Below are 17,159 nucleotides of genomic sequence, written 5' to 3'. Positions count from 1 at the left end.
GAGGAGACAAATGTAAACCAATCTAGCCTCAGTTACGTCATTTTTATTCCATATTTTCGTCGATATCCACACCTATCCCCTTTAACAAGAGAGAGGCATTAAATATCTTGCATTCACCAATTTTGAGTTTATAATCAAACAGCATCTGCCCTTCATCGACACGAATATCAAAATGATAATTTTTGATGTCTCCTGGAAATTCTTCTTGTAAACTCGAAAGCTGCAGATCATGTGTAGCCACCATCCCTTTTCCATCCATCCGGACCAGTTTTTTTATAATTGCCCTGGATCCAAGATATTTATCCACCGAATTTGTACCCCGAAGCATCTCGTCAATAAGGAAAAAGCTGTCGTTATAAGCTTCGACAGTATCCAATATGAACTTCATACGATTCAGCTCGGCCTTAAAAGTTGACGTACTTTCATTCAGGTTATCCTTGATCCGCATATAGGATATCAGTTTATAAATCGGCAGTTGAAAAGAAGTTGCTGCCACTGCTGCCCCCGCATAGGCCAAAATTGCATTAATACCTACTGTCCGCAGAAATGTGCTTTTACCAGCCATGTTGGACCCTGTTACCAAAGCAATACGATGATCACGGCTGCTATAATCATTGGCAACGACCTGATCGATTGGGATCAGGGGGTGATATAATCCTCGTGCTTCAATCTGATCTTTCAATGGATTGTCCAAAATCACAGGATAACAATAGGACGAATGGTTCCTCTTCCAAATAGCCAGACTCGTTACCGCCTCAACCTTGGCCAAGGTATCGAATGAATTTAGTATCTCATGCTCATATTTATTTTTCCAGTCGACAATGGCCAACACCTGTCTAAAATCCCAGAGCAGAAATAAGTTCAGAAATATTCCAACAAATACATTATTCCGTGCATCCAGATTATTAATAAGGCCAGCAAGTTTTTTAAAAGCAAACGAAATGGATTCCCCTCCATGACTCCGCTTAAGCTCTCCTGCTATCTCTTGCATGGAAAGCGATTTCCACTCCTTGCTTTCAATAGATTGAATAGCATCGGCATAGGATCCCAATACCCCACCGATCTTATCTATCCGAGAGGAGAACAGGCTGACGCTTCCTGCTTTAGCTAATGCCCAGAGAATATGAAATAATCCCAGTAATGTTGCAACTCCGGCCAACTTGGGAACGAAGAAACTTCCAGCTAAAGCGACAACAAATAAAATGGGACCTGCTTTGATATAGAATCGCATAAAAGCATTTCCAAACTGAAAATTCCGGTCTTGAAAGTAATTCGTTAAGAAAGTTTTGATGTCCAGCTTATGGTTCAGATTGACCAGAAGTTTCGCCTGAAAATCCCATATCCATTCAGATTCGGCTTCCAGTTCCTGCGAAGCCTCTTGGTTGCGTTTTATTTGCTCTTTAGGAAGAGGTGCATCAAGCCATGAGGCCAACAGATCAATTCCTTGTCTGGTCGTTGCCCGATTTAATTGTGCAAATAGGGAATATGTTCCAAAGACATCCATATCTGAACTATAAGGATGGTTACCATCTTCAAAATGCTGACCATGGTCATACATGTTTAATTTTCCATCTGCAAGTGTCCGTTCATTTTCCAAAACTTTCAAATAGGCTTCAAAATAGTTTTTTTGAAGCTCAAGCTTGCTCTGTTTCCGTACGAGATAAGCGAATAAAAACAAGAGTGCAAAAAAACAGAAAAAGACCAGCGCAAGGCTTTCCAGTTGAAATGTATAAAATAACAGCGCCCCACCGCCGAGGATAACAAATAGCCGCGACAAACTCAGTGTATTGACTTGCTTATTTAATTTGAGAACAATTGAAGCTATTTCTTGATGCTTCTGGTCATATAATATCGCTGTTGGAGTCATAAGTGAATATTTATTCTTTCACGTGCATTTTAATTCGATCGTGGAGTTTGCAGCTATTTCATAAGGCGGGCGGTCTATTGCCGCTTAGAGACCTGATGCCCATAGAATCAGGCCAAATGGTGTTACCAGGCTTGATCGCCCACCAAAGGTACAAAACGAAAGGTATCCAGTTCAATACGGTCAAAGTCATTTTCACCTACCCGAATGATCGTCATCATCTTTTGCGACTTTTCGTCGCCAACCGGAATCACAAATATCCCGCCCATCTTCAGCTGTTTCAACATAACTTCAGGCACAAATGGTGCCCCCGCGGTCACAATAATCTTATCATAAGGAGCATGTGCCTCAATTCCCTTGGAGCCATCACCCAAAAAGAAATTGGGTTTATACCCCATATACGGCAATACCTGAATTGTTCGCTGATACAGATTTTCCTGACGTTCGATGGTATAAACTTCAGCGCCAAGCTCCAATAGAATACAGGTTTGGTAACCGGATCCTGTCCCGATTTCCAGCACCTTATCTCCTTTTTTCACATGGAGCAATTCCGATTGATAAGCAACGGTATAGGGCTGTGAAATCGTTTGACCGTCGCCTATAGGAAAAGCAATATCCCGATAAGCTTGATTCCAGAACGTTTCATCAAAAAAATAATGACGTGGTACCTTTCCAATGGCATCCAAGACTTTTTGGTCTGCAATACCCCGACTTTTTAGATGCTCCACCAATTTTTTGCGAGCACCTTTCTCCCGATAATTATCAATAAACTTGTACGCCATGATTTTCAAATTTACTTTTAAAAAGGCAGATTCAACAGAACTAATCACAAATAGTTAAACACCAGTCAAGTACGAATATACAAGAAAACTGAAGGCAACGCTTCACCTGAACGAACAGTGGCCGTTAACTCATCGTTGCGTGTTAAAGGCCCTGCATGAATCAACCTCTTTCAAAAAGAAAAAAATGACATCGATAAGATCACCACTAACCGTTCATGGAATTTGAAGCTTCTCAAAAAAAAATCCTTTGGTTTAATACGGATCAACATCTATTTGGACGCGCACTCCGGTATTGCTTTTATCTATTTCAAAATCCAATAACACAGAACGGATCAACTCCTTGACTTTGGCAATACTGATATTTGTACGTTCTATCTTTAAAGTAATCGTCTGAATAAAATTGTTCCTTACACGCGAAACTAAAGGTGGTTCTGGCCCCAATACCCTTGCTCCCAACTGCTGGCGCAGTGAAGAAGCGAAACGATTGGCCGAATCGTAACATTTCTGAAAATCGGCATGTTTAATATCAATCCGGATAAGACGATAGAAAGGTGGATAAAGGTAGTTTTTACGTTCTGTAATTTCAGTCATAAACATCCCTTCATAATCGTTATTGACCACCTGTTCTAAAACCCGATGATTGGTGGTGTAACTCTGGATGATAACTTTCCCACCGGCTTCACGTCGACCTGCACGGCCCGCTACCTGAGAAAATAACGAAAAAGAGCGCTCATATGAACGGAAATCCGGAAAGTTAATAATCGTATCTGCATTGACAACTCCAATAAGGCTTACTCGTCCAAAATCGAGTCCTTTTGCAACCATCTGTGTGCCTATCAGCACGTCAAATTCATGTTCATCAAAAGCTGTAATAATCTTATCAAAACCGTACTTACCTTTTGTGGAGTCAAGATCGAGCCGACCGATGCGAATTTCAGGCATCAACAGTTCAAGTTCCTCTTCTACCCGTTCGGTACCAAAGCCTTTACTTTCGATATGTGGCATACCGCAGGCCGGACAAACACGAAGCGGAGGTTCCACATGGCCACAATAATGACAATGCATCATATTAGAGCTTTTGTGATAGGTTAAGCTCACATCACAGTTGACACATTTCGCAACAAATCCACAGGTATTGCACTGGATCATGGTCGTATGTCCACGTCTATTCTGGAATAAAATAACCTGCTCTTTATTTTTTACCGCTTCTTCAATTGCTTTTAACAAGGTTCCTGAAAAATAGGAAAACATATTTTCTTTTCTTCCTTCTTCGGGAATATTAATCAATTCAATACTTGGCAATTGCGCATTACCATAGCGTTGAAGCAGCTGGACAAAGCCATACTTCTTGGCCTTTGCATTGTAATAACTTTCCAAAGAAGGAGTTGCTGAGCCTAAAAGAACCTTTGTTTGGTGTAAAAAACCAAGATAGATAGCTGTATCACGGGCATGGTAGCGAGGAGCCGGATCAAATTGCTTATAGGAACTCTCGTGCTCCTCATCAACAATGATAATTCCTAAATCCTGAAAAGGCAAAAAGATAGAAGAACGCGCCCCGATAACAACCTGGAACTCATTTTTCATCACTTTATGCCATACTTCAGCACGTTCATTATCATTAAATTTCGAATGGTATACGCCCAGCTTATCACCAAAATGAAGTTTTAATCGCGCCGTAATCTGAGCTGTCAACGCGATCTCGGGCAAGAGATAGAGCGCTGATTTCCCCGCAGCTATTGCCTGCTCTATAAGCCGTATATAAATTTGTGTCTTTCCTGAGGCAGTCACGCCATGCAATAGCGTCACTTCCTTCTCGTCAAAAGACTGTTGTATTTCATCATAGGCTCGTTGCTGATTCTCGTTAAATTGAAAATTAGCATCCAATTCAATATCCTCGCCTTGAAATCGGGATACAACCTTTTCCTTTATTTCAAAAACGCCCTTATCAATCAGGGCTGTAACTGCGCCATTTCCGCAGCCCGAAGCTTCAACCAGCATTGGCCGTGTAATTTCCTCGGTCTTTTTCACCAGTTGCATAAATGCGAGCACGGCATCCTGTTGTTTCGGTGCCCGGTTTAAGCTATCCAATAGTTCTCTTTTTGCATCTTCATTCCTGAAGTCTGGGGCAAAACGAAGAAATGCTTTTGTCTTGGGTTTATATCTTTCCGTAATCTCTTCCGAAATCAATACGATGCCCTTATCAAACAATTGTTTCAATATAGGGAAAACCGTTTTTTGTCCCAGCAATTTCACAATATCATTGACCTTGAGTTCGCCAGCTACTTCCAGGGCTTCGATAATGAGATATTCTTTATCCGAAAGCGTAGAACGATCAAACTCTTCGGAAATAGAAGAAACCACTTTGGTCTCGCTAGCCAGTTTTAATGCAGAAGGCAACGCAGCCTGCATAACCTCACCCAAACTGCACATGTAATATTCAGCCAGCCAATCCCAAAGTTTAAACTGTGCTAAATTGACAATGGGCTTTTCATCAATGATGTCCAAAATATATTTTGCCTCATAGCGCTTTGGTGCTTCCTGACTGATTGACTTTACCACTGCCGAATAGATCTTGTTCCGTCCAAATTGTACGATCACCCGTACACCGATCTGCACCCGATCGTTCCAGTCAGCCGGAATACGATACGTATATGTTCGTGCCAACGCTAAAGGTAGAACTACATCAATAAACAAAGTATCTCTTTCACTAAAAATCGTAGCTTGTGGAATGGACATAAATTCAAATTATGGCATAAAAATACAAAAAACCTCCAAGCAAAGAGTCATCACGGTTTCAGCAATCCATAAAACCTTCATGACTTCGCAGACACCAACAGCAATGAAAGCGGAGTGAAGAGGGCGACAATAGGGCTTCAGACCAAGGTCCGAAGAGCAAAACCAAACGCTCAGCAATCAATAAAATAACCCAAAAAAGCCCTCCTGAAATCGATTCAAGAGGGCTTTTCTAATATTCGATACGAATGCGCATTCGCATAGACCTATTCAATGGGAAAATTATGATTTATTTTTAAGCGCAGCAATAAAGAGTGCCACCCAGCCTACGATGAAAGATAGCCCTCCTAAAGGGGTAATCGGCCCCAAAATAGATGGGCTACCAAAGCCTGTAATCTCTCGCACGCTCAATACATACAAAGACCCCGAGAAGAACAGAATCCCAATAAGAAAAGCAATAAATGATACTTTAATGGAGTACGTTTTTGCGCGCGAAAAAGTTGATAAAAATAACAGTGCAAAGGTATGATAGAAATGATACTGATTTGCAGTTTTCCAAGTGTCAATATGATATGTACTTACCTTTCCTTCTAGACCATGGGCACCAAAGGCACCTAATATTACAGCTAATGCTCCCAATAAAGAAGCGGCTAAAATGATTTTCTTATTCATTATGTTAAAGTGAATGCTGAAAATGAGTTTCTAGCGATAAATGTATTAAAAACAGAACAAAATAAGGAATTTTTTGTTAAAATTATATTACAAAGGCGCATTATTGGAACGATTATCTACCGCTTCCCATATATTTTTATTAGGTTTGTTTTACGTATGAATCATCATGAGCAACGTGCTGCTCAACGACATCTTGGAACACGTATAAGGATAGGTATATCCTTGATAAACATTTGCCTCATGATCGCTTCATCAAAGTTTAAAAATTCGAGTTCAGTGTACTTGCTCAAAGTCAAAAAAGTGAGTACTTCTTACATATTTGTTCTGATGAAATCCGGGTTCATTCGTATTGGTCAATAGATCGATAAATATGCGTTCGGGATTAGTCAGTCATTGAAAAAAATAAAAGGATGAAAAAAACAATTATCATCACTGTTCTATTATTCATCGCGGTCATCGCGGCCACGATTTATCTTTTCGGAGACTTCAATAAAAACAATAAACAAGATTCTAAAGCTTTACAATACTTACCTGAAAACACATTAGCGATTGCCTCTTTTGCCAATGATCAGACAGTAGACACGATCTTTAACGATTATGAACTTTTTAAAGCTATTATTGGTCAACAGAATTTCAACAATCTGGAACGGCTAAAAGAGGAGCTGCTCCAGAGTGAACAGCTAGCACCTCTCGTGTCCGGGCAGCAAATATTACTTTCTTTTCACCAGGAAAAAGATCAGATTACCCCCTTGTATAGTGTTCAGGTTGGACAAAGTATCGACAATAATTCGTTGGCAACACTAATCGGAAATATCGGAAAAAATTATAAGGTACAACCATTCGACACGTTAGGACAACGTTTTTATGGTCTTCATCAAGGTAGTAAAGATAGTACGCTTTACTGTGCCTATGATCACGAGATCATTTTTGCCAGCTATTCCAAAAAAGTACTCGCTCAGATCTTTGACAAAAATGTCAAGAAAATAAATGCCAAACAGATTGAGTTCTTCGTCAATCACAACAATAAAAACACACCACTTAGTCTATACTTTTTCAATGAGCAGCTATCTCAGATCGCTCGAATATTGATGAAATCCAAATTTGGCACTTATCTCAACCTGATCGATTCGCTGAAGGGCCAAACATCCTGGAATATGAATTTTAAAAAGGATGCTTTTATCTTTAAAGGTGAAACAGACCTCACGGCGAGCAAAAACAGTTACCTCCAGTTGTTTGCGACCCAGACAGCCCAGGTTCAAGCTTTAGGGAATTACCTGCCTAAAAATGCAGCATCTTATATAGACTTCAGTATTTCAGATCCACATAGCTTTCGTAGCGCGCTAAAAGCACTGTTGGTACAGCAAAAAGAAGATGGCCGATTGGCCAAGAGCATAAAAAACTTTGAAGAGGATGCCAAAGTATCTTTTGACAGTGTTATTGCGCCCATTTTCAACGATGAATTTGCACTCGCGGAGTTGGATAATCAGGATGCGATAGGTTTGATCAGCATTTCCGATTCGACACAATTTGCAGATAACTTTAAGAAATTTAGTTCCTCTGTCGGTGATTCGATCTATCAATTTAAATATTCGAATCTCTTGCATGCGCTCTTTGGCGAACCATTCAAGAGCTTTAGCAGACCATATTTTACCATTGTGGACAATATTATGGTCGTCGCCAGCCGAACAGGCATTTTAAGAGACTATCGTGAATCTTTTCGGGAAAAGCAATTTCTCTCAGGAACAGCAATTTTTAAAAATCACGCAGCATTACAGAACAGCCGCAGTAACGTAACTTTCTATTTAGAACCTAAAGCTGGTGAAAGCAACATCCTGGATAACTTAAAATCTGATTTTGCGAAGAACTTCAAAGACGAAGACGAATATGGTTTTCAAAATTTCTACTCATGGTCTTATCAGCTAAGTGGCAATCAAGGCACATTTTCATCCAGTTTATATGCACTTTTTAAGAGTGACACAAGACTCGGCGGCAAACCAGAATGGACAGCCCAGCTGGAGAGCCGGATTATTAATAAACCCTGGATCTTAGACCAGGATGGTAAGACCAAATTTATCCTGATTCAAGAACAGGATCATACGGTACACGCCTTTTCACCGGATGGAAAAGAGCTTTGGCAAAATCTCTTCCAGGGTGAAATCTTGGGCGAGCCAATTCAATTACAGGATCTCAGTATTGTCGCCGTTACAAAAAGCCGTTTATATCGTTTTATGCCAGATGGTAAAAACAGGACCGGCTTCTCCGTTGAATTGCCATACTCGGCAACTTATGGAGCTACAATCGCCAACTTCAATAAAGAGCAGCGTATTTATATTCCGGCAACAGACCGAATTCTTGCCTATACCCTCGATGGTAAAAAAGTGGAGGGCTTTGAAAACAATAGCGTAGATGGTCGAATTTTATTCGATTTAAAAACGACCACCCTGGGTCAGACAAATTATATTATTGCCGGTACAAGCACGGCTTCCGTGTATTTCTTTGATCAAAATGGTAAGATCATCCATAAAAAAACAATGGATACCAATGGCGAAAGCGTCAAAAATCCGATAGGTTTAGTTGCGGCATCGGATGAAAAAAACTCCTTCATTTACTTGGCAAATAATAGAGGTAGCGTATTCAAAATTCCTTTCGAAGGCGAAACCCAAAAAATAAAACTGGGCGACTGGAGCAAAGATGCTTTCTTTAATTTTGAAGATATTAGCGGTGGAGCAGACAGAGACTTTGTTATTCTAGCCAACAACAAACTGAATGCATACAGTGCAAGAGACTCCTCTTCTTACTTTGAATATAAATTCATCGAAGAGGCCAGTAACAGACCTTTGTTTTTTAAACGAATAGGTAAATCTGATATCATAGGCGTTGGAACCGACAACCGCATGATCTATGTGTTCGGATCTGATGGATTAGTCCAGGAAGGATTCCCCGTAGAAGGTTTCTCTAAGTTCTATTATGGCCCGATTAACTATGGCGACAATGCCAATTATTTAATCTGCATGAAGCGGGATTTCAAGGTCTATGTATATAAGTTTTAAAATACTGAAAATCAATTTTTTAAAATCAACACCAAATACAATAAGATGCTAAAAGATCTTTATAAAAAATTTGTCTAATCTAATTTTTTTATAGTAGGTTTGCAGACTTAATATGACTATGCTGAAATCGGAAGAATTAAAAGAATTATTGGCTGAACCAAAACGTATTGTAATTACAACGCACTACAAACCAGATGGCGACGCATTGGGATCATCTTTAGGATTATATTTTTGGCTGACCGCTAAGGGGCACCAAGTAAATCTCATTGTACCATCAGATTTTCCTGCCTTTTTGGATTGGTTACCTGGTTTAGAAAATGTACAGATTTATACACAGAATCTTGAACTGCACAATCAACAGATTGATGCTGCTGAATTCATCTTCTGCTTAGATTTTAATGGCCTTGCCCGGATCCACGAAATGGGCGAACCAATTCGTCAGGCAAAAGGAATCAAATGCATGATCGATCACCATTTAGATCCGGAAGGATTTGAAGATTACGCTTTTTGGGATCCATCTGCTGCAGCGACGGCACAATTGATCTATCGCTTCTTAGTCCATGAAATGCAAGATTCGGATCATATTAGTGCTGATATGGCAACCTGCCTCTATACCGGCATTATGACCGATACCGGCTCCTTCCGTTTCCGTTCGACGACAGCAGAAATTCACCGAATCATCGCATCGCTCATTGATTGTGGTGCACAAAATTGGGCGATTCACGAAGAAATTTACAATAGTTCGTCTGAAAGTCGTCTAAAGTTCCTCGGTTTCTGTTTGCTCAACCGTCTACAGGTTATCCATGAATATAATACCGCCATTATCCATGTGACTAAAGCGGATCTCACGCAGTTTGAAGTTATCACCGGTGATACCGAAGGGTTAGTCAATTATGCACTTTCTATCAAAGGAATTCGATTGGCTGCGTTAATTATTGACAGAAATGAACAAATTAAACTATCTTTGCGTTCGATTGGAGAAGTTCCCTGCAATGAGATCTGTAAATTGTATTTCAATGGGGGCGGGCATCTTAACGCTTCAGGTGGTAATTCAAAAGAAAGTCTTGAAGCGGTAATTGCAAAATTCAAATCGGTTTTACCAAATTATAAAGAAATATTAACAAAATAAGATATCGTAACATACATTAGAAAATGAAGAAAGCAATTCTATTTTTCGCGGCTGCCGGTCTTTTGATGACGTCATGCCAAAAATTCAAAAAGGCTGAAGGTGGTCTTGAGTATAAAATCGTTGATGATAATGCCAAAGAAAAAGCAGTATCAGGCGATTTATTAGCACTTGACATGGTTGTGAAAACGGACAGAGATTCTACAATGCAAAGTACATATGACATGGGAGTCCCTCAAATCGTTCAATTATATCCAGACAGTATTATTGCAAAAAATCCAGGTGACCCTACTGGTTTATTCAAATATGTAGGTGAAGGCGATAGCTTAGTATTCAAAATCAACTTGGATTCTATGGCTGCTAAAACACATCAACCAAAACCAGAGTTTGCAGATAAATTCATTGTTTATTCGATCAAAGTCAAAAAACACTTCAAAAAAGGAAAATTGACTGATCAACAATTAGGCGAACAAGTTCAGAAATATTTTGAAGAAGAATTGAACAAGCACAAAGCTGCTGAACCAGCTAAACTTGAAAAATACATCAAGGATAAAAGCTTGAAAACAACAAAAACAGCTTCAGGTCTTCAATATGTAATCACTAAACCTGGAACAGGTGCAAATGCTAAAGTTGGAGATTCTATCCACGTTAATTATGTAGGTTCATTGACTACAGGAAAAGTATTTGATACTAACCTTCCAGATGTGGCTAAAAAAGAGAAAATTTTCAACGCGCAACGTCCTTATGAAGCATTGAAATTCCAATTGGGTGTTGATGGTGTTATCCCAGGATGGACTGAAGCTTTCCAATTGTTTAACAAAGGCACTAAAGCAACGTTGGTAATTCCTTCATCTTTGGCTTATGGCGATCGCCCTTCAGGTGTTATCCCTCCATATGCTCCTTTGGTATTTGAAGTAGAAGTATTGGATATCAAACCAGGAAAAGTTCCTGCTCCTACAGCGACAACTCCGGGTATGGTAGCACCAACTGGAACGACTGCTCCAGCGGCAACAGCACCTGCAACTAAAGCTCCAGCAGCAAAAAAATAATTTGACTGTAATTTTCAGTTTAAAAAAAACGGTTTCATCTCGATGGAACCGTTTTTTTTTGAAAGTGTCTGCTGATATTGGCTAGAAAGAATCTTCAGTTCGCTTTCATTGCTGTTGGTGCCTGCAAAATCGTGCAGGTTTTGTTGGTAATGGATCCGCTATGCGGCCTTCTTCTCTTCTTTTTTAATCTTCCTTATCTTCATCCAAAGCACGACAGCAGCCAATATAAAACTAATAACCATAATGATCGTCAGTGCAATAAGCGCCTTATCGGTATGATAATTTTCCGCATGCTGAATAAACATCAACCTAAAAATCCGAAGATAATGTGTGGATGGGATAACATTCGCGATAGCCTGCACCCATTCCGGCATCAAACTCGACGGCCAGGTAAATCCGCTCAAGATAAATGCTGGTGTTGCAATAACCATAAGGACTTCCGTCGATTTCAGCTGCGATGGCAGTAGGATACTAACGAGTACACCTATAAAACAGACAGCGAGTAAAAAGACAAAAGTACACAGGACAAAGCGACCAAAATCAGCATGCAAAGGCATACGGTAATACTGGCCAAAGCCCCAATATAACAACAAGATCCCTATGGACATCAGCACATAGGGCAGTATTTTGACAAGAATAAGCCCCACCGGATTAGCGATCTTCTTGACAAGCTCCGGAAACGTATTCCCTTCAAATTCCGACGAAAAAGACAAGGCCAGCCCCAAAAGCAAAACCTGCTGCAACACGGTAATCAGTACTCCGGGCAGCATAAAATAAAGGTAATTCCCACTTCGAATATTCTGCTTGACAAAAGTTGTCTTAAAAGGTTCGTACTGCTGTGCGGCAACCTTTGCCGGAACACCACGCTTCATTTGCGCCTGAATCTGTATCCCTGCCTTAAGGGTCGAAGCACAGACATTGACCGCCATCATTGCCGTATTAGAGGTCAGCGTATTTGCTCCATCAACAAAAACCGTCATCTCGGGTAAACGTCCTTGTTGAACGCCAGATGCAAAGCCTTTGGGAATATGCACAATTGTCGTTGCCTCATATTGCATAGCAATATCCTTCGAATCAAATAAGGAAGGCAATACACGGGCAACTTCAATACTCTCATTATCTGAAAGCATATCAATAAATGAACTGCTTAAGGGGCTATGATCCTCGTCGACCACGATAATTGGCATCTGAGTTACTTTACCTTGTTGATAAACATGCCCCACTAAGACACCATACAATACGGGTGCCCCCAGAAAAAGCATCAATAACACTTTATTATTGAAGAAGAGCTTAAACTCCCGTTGGATCAATTCTAAAAATTTTTTCACAGTCAAGCCCTTTAATTTGCATGGAGAACCACAAGCGTTTTAGTTAACAAATCCTTTGCCTCTGCAGCGTCCACAGGTACAACTTTTAATTCAAACACAGCCTGTTGCGGATCAAAATCAGGATAAGCAGAAGCAATGCTTGCATAAGAATTCAAGGCTTTAATACTAATCACCTTCGCTTTAATCTTTTTATGGTTCAAATAAGGAATTTCTACGTCGACAGATCCGCCTTTTTGGACTTTTCCAATTTGATTTTCGGGCAATGTAAACCTAAAATAGGTTGATCGGTCAAGAAAGCCATTAATAATCGGATAACCTGCCATGGCCAGTTCCCCGACCTTTAGGTTAATCGTCTCCACGCTCATGTCCTGTGGGGCTATTACATATTTTTCCTGTGCAGCAACATTAACTTCAGATACCGCCCCTAGCGCACGTTCTTTCTGTCCCAAGGCCATCATCTGCTGTTCCTTTCTAGCGCCACCTTTCGCTTCGGCCAATTCAGCCTGAGCAGCGAGGTACTGATTTTTTGCACCTTGGTATTTCGCATAGGTTTCATCATACTTCTGCTGCGGAATGAGGCTGTCTTGCAAAAGCGCATCCAGCCTACCTATTGATTTTTTGGCAAATTCATATTGTTCCTTTAGACCGTCTACTTTAGCCTGCAATTGTACCAATTGTCCTTTTGTAGCTCCCTTAACGGCCATATTATATTGCGCATCAGCAGACTGTAAAGCACCTTTTGCCTGCTCCTCTTTAGCATCCACTTCGGGAATACTCAAAATGGCCAGGGTATCGCCCGCATGCACGAAATCCCCTTCCTCAACCAGAAGTTTTGCGATCTTTCCCGGAACTTTGGTTACAACTGTCACTTGCTCACGCTCTACCTTCCCTTCAATAGCCTTCTCTTTCACTTGATTTGTACAAGAAACAAAAATAGACAGAGACAATATCCCATATAAATTCTTCATCTTACTCATGTATAGTTTGCAATAATTTTCCTGATGTATGTAGTAATTCAACTGCAGCAGTACGTTGCTGCAACACATTATTAAAATAGCCCAAATTAACTTTGTACCAATCGTTTTCAGCAGCCAGCAGCTCGGTCACATCAATCAATCCTGCTTGATACTGTTTGACAGCCATAGAAAGGTTATTTTCGGCAACTTTCAGCTGCTGTTCCCCTACTTTCAACTTTTGGTTGCCAGTTGTATAGGTCACTGTATTCTTGCTCAATAATAGATTTAACTTTTCCTGCGTATCTTCCCGTTTGGTGGTATTGATATTTTGATCGAGTTTAACTTTTTTAATCTTATTGTGATGCTCTCCTCCGGTATATAGGTCCCATTTCACCCCCACTCCGACGAGTAAATTTGGACTGCCTTTTATAGAATTGAGCGGTAAGTTGACGTTCCCGAATAGAGGTTGATCTTTAACAGTGAGTTTAGAGTTAAATACATTCAGATAGTTTGCGGATCCAAAGGCAAAGACCGCGGGAAGAGCTCCCCCTTTCTCTTTCTTATAAAGGTATTCATAGGCTTTGGAAGACGCTTCCAGTGCTTTAAGTTCAGATCGCTGTTCGACATCCTGGGGTAATTCGGATAAAAAGATGGGTTTAAGGCCATAATGAATTCCGCCTACTTCTTGAAAAGACACCCCTGTTTCCTGTTCGATCTTTTGACAGAGCAGATCCCGATTGCCCGAAACTTCCACTTTTTTCTCTTCCAGTTCAAGCAAGGCCAATTTCAATTTATCTCGATCATAAGGAATTGCAAGTCCATTCTGAATAGCTTTATTTACCTTTTCCTGCTCTTTCTTTAACCGTTTTTCCGAATCTACAATCAATTTATCCACTTCATCCAAAAGCATAAGCTGATCAAAAGAAGCGATAATATCCTTTGATAATGTCTCGCGACTCGCCGATTCCAAATATTGCTGGGCAAGGGCTTTCTCCTGCAATGCCTTTATTCCATTCGGAATCTGTAATCCCGAGAAAATAATCTGCTTGACCGAGACACCGGCATAGGCCGCTTGCCCGTGCATACTAAATCCGGTTGCACCTTCAAACAAACCCAGATTCAATAAAGGAATATTAACCGTAGGGATGTCCACACTCCCATTGCTGTGCACATAGCCGTACAACCCAAGTGCCGAAACATGGGGCAGCCGATTTGCTTTTACCCCCTCTGCTTCCAGTTTTGCCTTATCAACTTCGTAGGCCTTCAACTTCAATTCTTTATTTGTTTGAAAGGCTTTTTGAATAATATCTTTTACCGATGGGTCAATCAGGGATTGTGCAGGTAGTTTGTTTAAAAACATAACCGACGCCAAAGTCAATAAACCCAGGCATAACTTCTTATTCATCATATGATTCATTTATTCTTATAAAAATAGGACAACAACCGCCTCGTCTATCTGTTTAACAGCAAATCTTACGGTATGTTTGACTTCTGACACTTTTTATTGAATGTTCTAATCAGAGGTATTCATCACTTTTGTTACTGCTTTCATGACGTCAAGAGCTGACCACCTCTTGAAGGCTTTTTCCAAGATACAAAAAAGGAATTCATTTCAGTCGAAGGAATCCTGCATTAATTTTCATTTTTGTTAATTAATAAGTTATCTTTGGAGATCGAATTGAAATTTTGGTAATTAAGTAGACCACTTTATTCGATAATAATAAAAACAAGTTTTTACCCTAACCCGCTGCCTCCACGCAGAAAACTATGTTGCTTACAGATACACATACACACATTTATTACCATGCAGGAACCGAAAAACTGCAAGAACACCTCCAACGTTGCTTTGATAATGGCATACAACGCCTTTTTTTGCCGAACGTGAATAGCGCTTCCATAAAACCTGTATTTGATACCGTAGCAGCTTATCCAGAACATTGTTTTCCCATGCTTGGATTGCATCCCTGCGATGTAAAGGAAAACTATGTGGAAGAGCTAGACACCATCCGAAAGAGCTTGGAAACAAACAAAGTCCATGCCATAGGTGAGATTGGGCTGGATCTTTATTGGGATAAAAGCACGCTTGAAATTCAAAAAGATGCCTTTCGAACTCAGGTTCAATGGGCTAAGGAATTAAATTTACCGATCGATATCCACTGCCGAGAAGCCTTTACAGAATTGTTCGAATTATTGGAAGAACTGCAGGATGACAAATTGTTTGGCGTACTGCATTGTTTTACGGGCACACTCGAGCAAGCCCATCAGGCGATTGATTTAGGTTTTGCGTTAGGCATAGGCGGAGTAGTCACCTTTAAAAAAGCAGGGTTGGATCATGTGGTTAAAGAAATCGATTTAAAGCATATTGTCCTCGAAACAGATGCTCCATATTTGGCTCCAGTCCCTTTCCGTGGTAAAGAAAATGAAAGCAGCTATTTAGTTTACGTCGCACAGAAAGTAGCTGACCTCCATCAGATTTCCGTCGAAAAAGTGGCAGAAATCACAACAGAAAATTCAAAACGTATTTTTGGTATATAATTTCAAAACTCAATGCATAATATCTTTATTATCTACACAGGTGGGACCATAGGAATGGTTAAAGATGAAACAGGAACATTTGTTCCTTTCGACTTTGAATTGATCAAACGTAATCTCCCTGATTTAAGTCGCTTAGACTATAAGTTGACCGTGCACTCTTTTGAACCCATTATCGATTCATCTAACATGAAGCCTGAGATATGGATCGAAATGGCGCAAATTATTAAGGATAACTATGCAGATTATGACGGATTTGTTATTCTTCACGGTTCCGATACAATGGCTTTTACCGCCTCTGTACTGAGCTTTATGTTGGAAGGCCTCCAAAAACCGGTTATTTTATCGGGTTCACAGCTGCCTATCGGTGAAATCCGGACCGACGCGCGGGAAAATATGATGACAGCATTGGAAATCGCCTCCGCAAAGCAAGATGGCATCTCTATCATACAAGAGGTATGTATTCTTTTCGACAACAAGTTATTCCGCGGAAATCGTTCATTTAAATATAATTCAGCCAAGTTTGAGGCTTTCAGATCACCCAACTATCCCGTATTAGTTGAAGCTGGCATCCACCTCAAATACAATACAGATGCCTTATTGAATAATATTGATAAAGACTTTATCCTACATACCAAATTGGACAATCGAGTTGCCGTCTTAAAACTGTTTCCTGGAATTTCCGCGCAAACAATTAAGGCTGTTCTGGATTCAGATGTAAGATCTATCGTCATGGAAACATTCGGATCGGGAAATACAACGACAGATACTTGGTTCCTGGATTTGCTGAAGGAAGCAATTGAACAAGGTAAAAATATCCTTAATATTTCCCAATGTAAAGTTGGATCCGTTGAATTGGGACGCTACGAGACCTCACAAGGACTTAAATCTATCGGCGTACTCAATGGCTACGACCTTACATTTGAAGCGGCTGTCACCAAATTAATGTACCTCCAAGGTGAATTGGAAGATCAGAAAGAAGTTGCTTATTGGATTGAAAAGGATATTCGTGGTGAATTGACTATAAATGACTAAATAAAAGAAATCCTATAAAACACAGAAGGATT

At 40.2% G+C, this 17,159-nt stretch carries 12 protein-coding genes; 5 read left to right on the top strand and 7 right to left on the bottom strand.

What is annotated here, in order from left to right; genetic code table 11:
* Nucleotides 1-43: 43 nt before the first annotated feature.
* The 4 genes from B3C94_RS08945 to B3C94_RS08930 form a co-directional block, all read right to left on the bottom strand.
* Nucleotides 44-1,867, bottom strand: coding sequence for a MutS-related protein (locus B3C94_RS08945; protein ID WP_293902233.1), 1,824 nt, complete (start codon nucleotides 1,865-1,867; stop codon nucleotides 44-46).
* A 122-nt stretch (nucleotides 1,868-1,989) separates the two neighbouring features.
* Nucleotides 1,990-2,646 (bottom strand): protein-L-isoaspartate(D-aspartate) O-methyltransferase, encoded by a 657-nt coding sequence (locus B3C94_RS08940; protein WP_293902230.1) that lies wholly within the window; start codon nucleotides 2,644-2,646, stop codon nucleotides 1,990-1,992.
* 252 nt (nucleotides 2,647-2,898) lie between these two features.
* Nucleotides 2,899-5,382, bottom strand: coding sequence for a replication restart helicase PriA (gene priA, locus B3C94_RS08935; RefSeq protein WP_293902227.1), 2,484 nt, complete (start codon nucleotides 5,380-5,382; stop codon nucleotides 2,899-2,901).
* Between the two features lie 279 nt (nucleotides 5,383-5,661).
* Nucleotides 5,662-6,051 carry a DUF423 domain-containing protein gene (locus B3C94_RS08930; RefSeq protein WP_293902224.1) on the bottom strand — a complete coding sequence of 130 codons (390 nt, stop codon included), beginning with the start codon at nucleotides 6,049-6,051 and terminating at the stop codon, nucleotides 5,662-5,664.
* 410 nt (nucleotides 6,052-6,461) lie between these two features.
* Between B3C94_RS08930 and B3C94_RS08925 the strand changes: the two genes are divergently transcribed.
* The 3 genes from B3C94_RS08925 (at nucleotide 6,462) to B3C94_RS08915 (ending at nucleotide 11,276) form a co-directional block, all read left to right on the top strand.
* Entirely contained in the window at nucleotides 6,462-9,101 is a 2,640-nt protein-coding gene (locus tag B3C94_RS08925) for a hypothetical protein (RefSeq protein ID WP_293902221.1), read from the top strand.
* A gap of 118 nt (nucleotides 9,102-9,219) precedes the next feature.
* Nucleotides 9,220-10,230 (top strand): DHH family phosphoesterase, encoded by a 1,011-nt coding sequence (locus B3C94_RS08920; RefSeq protein ID WP_293902218.1) that lies wholly within the window; start codon nucleotides 9,220-9,222, stop codon nucleotides 10,228-10,230.
* 23 nt (nucleotides 10,231-10,253) lie between these two features.
* Nucleotides 10,254-11,276 (top strand): FKBP-type peptidyl-prolyl cis-trans isomerase, encoded by a 1,023-nt coding sequence (locus B3C94_RS08915; RefSeq protein ID WP_293902215.1) that lies wholly within the window; start codon nucleotides 10,254-10,256, stop codon nucleotides 11,274-11,276.
* A 158-nt stretch (nucleotides 11,277-11,434) separates the two neighbouring features.
* Here B3C94_RS08915 and B3C94_RS08910 read toward each other — a convergent pair whose 3' ends face one another.
* Genes B3C94_RS08910 through B3C94_RS08900 form a run of 3 tightly spaced genes read right to left on the bottom strand, consistent with a single transcriptional unit; the run spans nucleotide 11,435 to nucleotide 14,968 of the window.
* Complete coding sequence (locus tag B3C94_RS08910) at nucleotides 11,435-12,604, bottom strand: ABC transporter permease (RefSeq protein WP_293902212.1); 1,170 nt, start codon at nucleotides 12,602-12,604, stop codon at nucleotides 11,435-11,437.
* Between the two features lie 11 nt (nucleotides 12,605-12,615).
* Entirely contained in the window at nucleotides 12,616-13,572 is a 957-nt protein-coding gene (locus tag B3C94_RS08905) for an HlyD family secretion protein (protein ID WP_293902209.1), read from the bottom strand.
* Between the two features lies 1 nt (nucleotide 13,573).
* Nucleotides 13,574-14,968, bottom strand: a complete 1,395-nt coding sequence (locus tag B3C94_RS08900) for a TolC family protein (RefSeq protein ID WP_293902206.1) — start codon at nucleotides 14,966-14,968, stop codon at nucleotides 13,574-13,576.
* Nucleotides 14,969-15,327: 359 nt separating this feature from the next.
* Here B3C94_RS08900 and B3C94_RS08895 point away from each other — a divergent pair, with 359 nt between their 5' ends.
* Together B3C94_RS08895 and B3C94_RS08890 are read left to right on the top strand one after the other, a co-directional pair.
* A complete protein-coding gene (locus B3C94_RS08895; protein ID WP_293902203.1) occupies nucleotides 15,328-16,095 on the top strand; it encodes a TatD family hydrolase in 768 nt (255 codons plus the stop codon).
* Nucleotides 16,096-16,107: 12 nt separating this feature from the next.
* A complete protein-coding gene (locus B3C94_RS08890; RefSeq protein WP_293902201.1) occupies nucleotides 16,108-17,127 on the top strand; it encodes an asparaginase in 1,020 nt (339 codons plus the stop codon).
* Nucleotides 17,128-17,159 lie beyond the last annotated feature (32 nt).

The organism is Sphingobacterium sp. UBA5670 (assembly GCF_002420705.1).
Lineage (GTDB): Bacteria > Bacteroidota > Bacteroidia > Sphingobacteriales > Sphingobacteriaceae > Sphingobacterium.
This window is presented reverse-complemented; position numbering and strand designations above follow the sequence as displayed.

What these genes read in the sequence shown, in the direction of transcription:
- B3C94_RS08940 (WP_293902230.1), bottom strand. Translation starts at nt 2,646, where the DNA reads ATGGCGTACAAGTTTATTGATAATTATCGGGAGAAAGGTGCTCGCAAA.
- B3C94_RS08925 (WP_293902221.1), top strand. Translation starts at nt 6,462, where the DNA reads ATGAAAAAAACAATTATCATCACTGTTCTATTATTCATCGCGGTCATC.
- B3C94_RS08905 (WP_293902209.1), bottom strand. Translation starts at nt 13,572, where the DNA reads ATGAAGAATTTATATGGGATATTGTCTCTGTCTATTTTTGTTTCTTGT.
- B3C94_RS08930 (WP_293902224.1), bottom strand. Translation starts at nt 6,051, where the DNA reads ATGAATAAGAAAATCATTTTAGCCGCTTCTTTATTGGGAGCATTAGCT.
- B3C94_RS08915 (WP_293902215.1), top strand. Translation starts at nt 10,254, where the DNA reads ATGAAGAAAGCAATTCTATTTTTCGCGGCTGCCGGTCTTTTGATGACG.
- B3C94_RS08945 (WP_293902233.1), bottom strand. Translation starts at nt 1,867, where the DNA reads ATGACTCCAACAGCGATATTATATGACCAGAAGCATCAAGAAATAGCT.
- B3C94_RS08890 (WP_293902201.1), top strand. Translation starts at nt 16,108, where the DNA reads ATGCATAATATCTTTATTATCTACACAGGTGGGACCATAGGAATGGTT.
- B3C94_RS08900 (WP_293902206.1), bottom strand. Translation starts at nt 14,968, where the DNA reads ATGATGAATAAGAAGTTATGCCTGGGTTTATTGACTTTGGCGTCGGTT.
- B3C94_RS08920 (WP_293902218.1), top strand. Translation starts at nt 9,220, where the DNA reads ATGCTGAAATCGGAAGAATTAAAAGAATTATTGGCTGAACCAAAACGT.
- priA (WP_293902227.1), bottom strand. Translation starts at nt 5,382, where the DNA reads ATGTCCATTCCACAAGCTACGATTTTTAGTGAAAGAGATACTTTGTTT.
- B3C94_RS08895 (WP_293902203.1), top strand. Translation starts at nt 15,328, where the DNA reads ATGTTGCTTACAGATACACATACACACATTTATTACCATGCAGGAACC.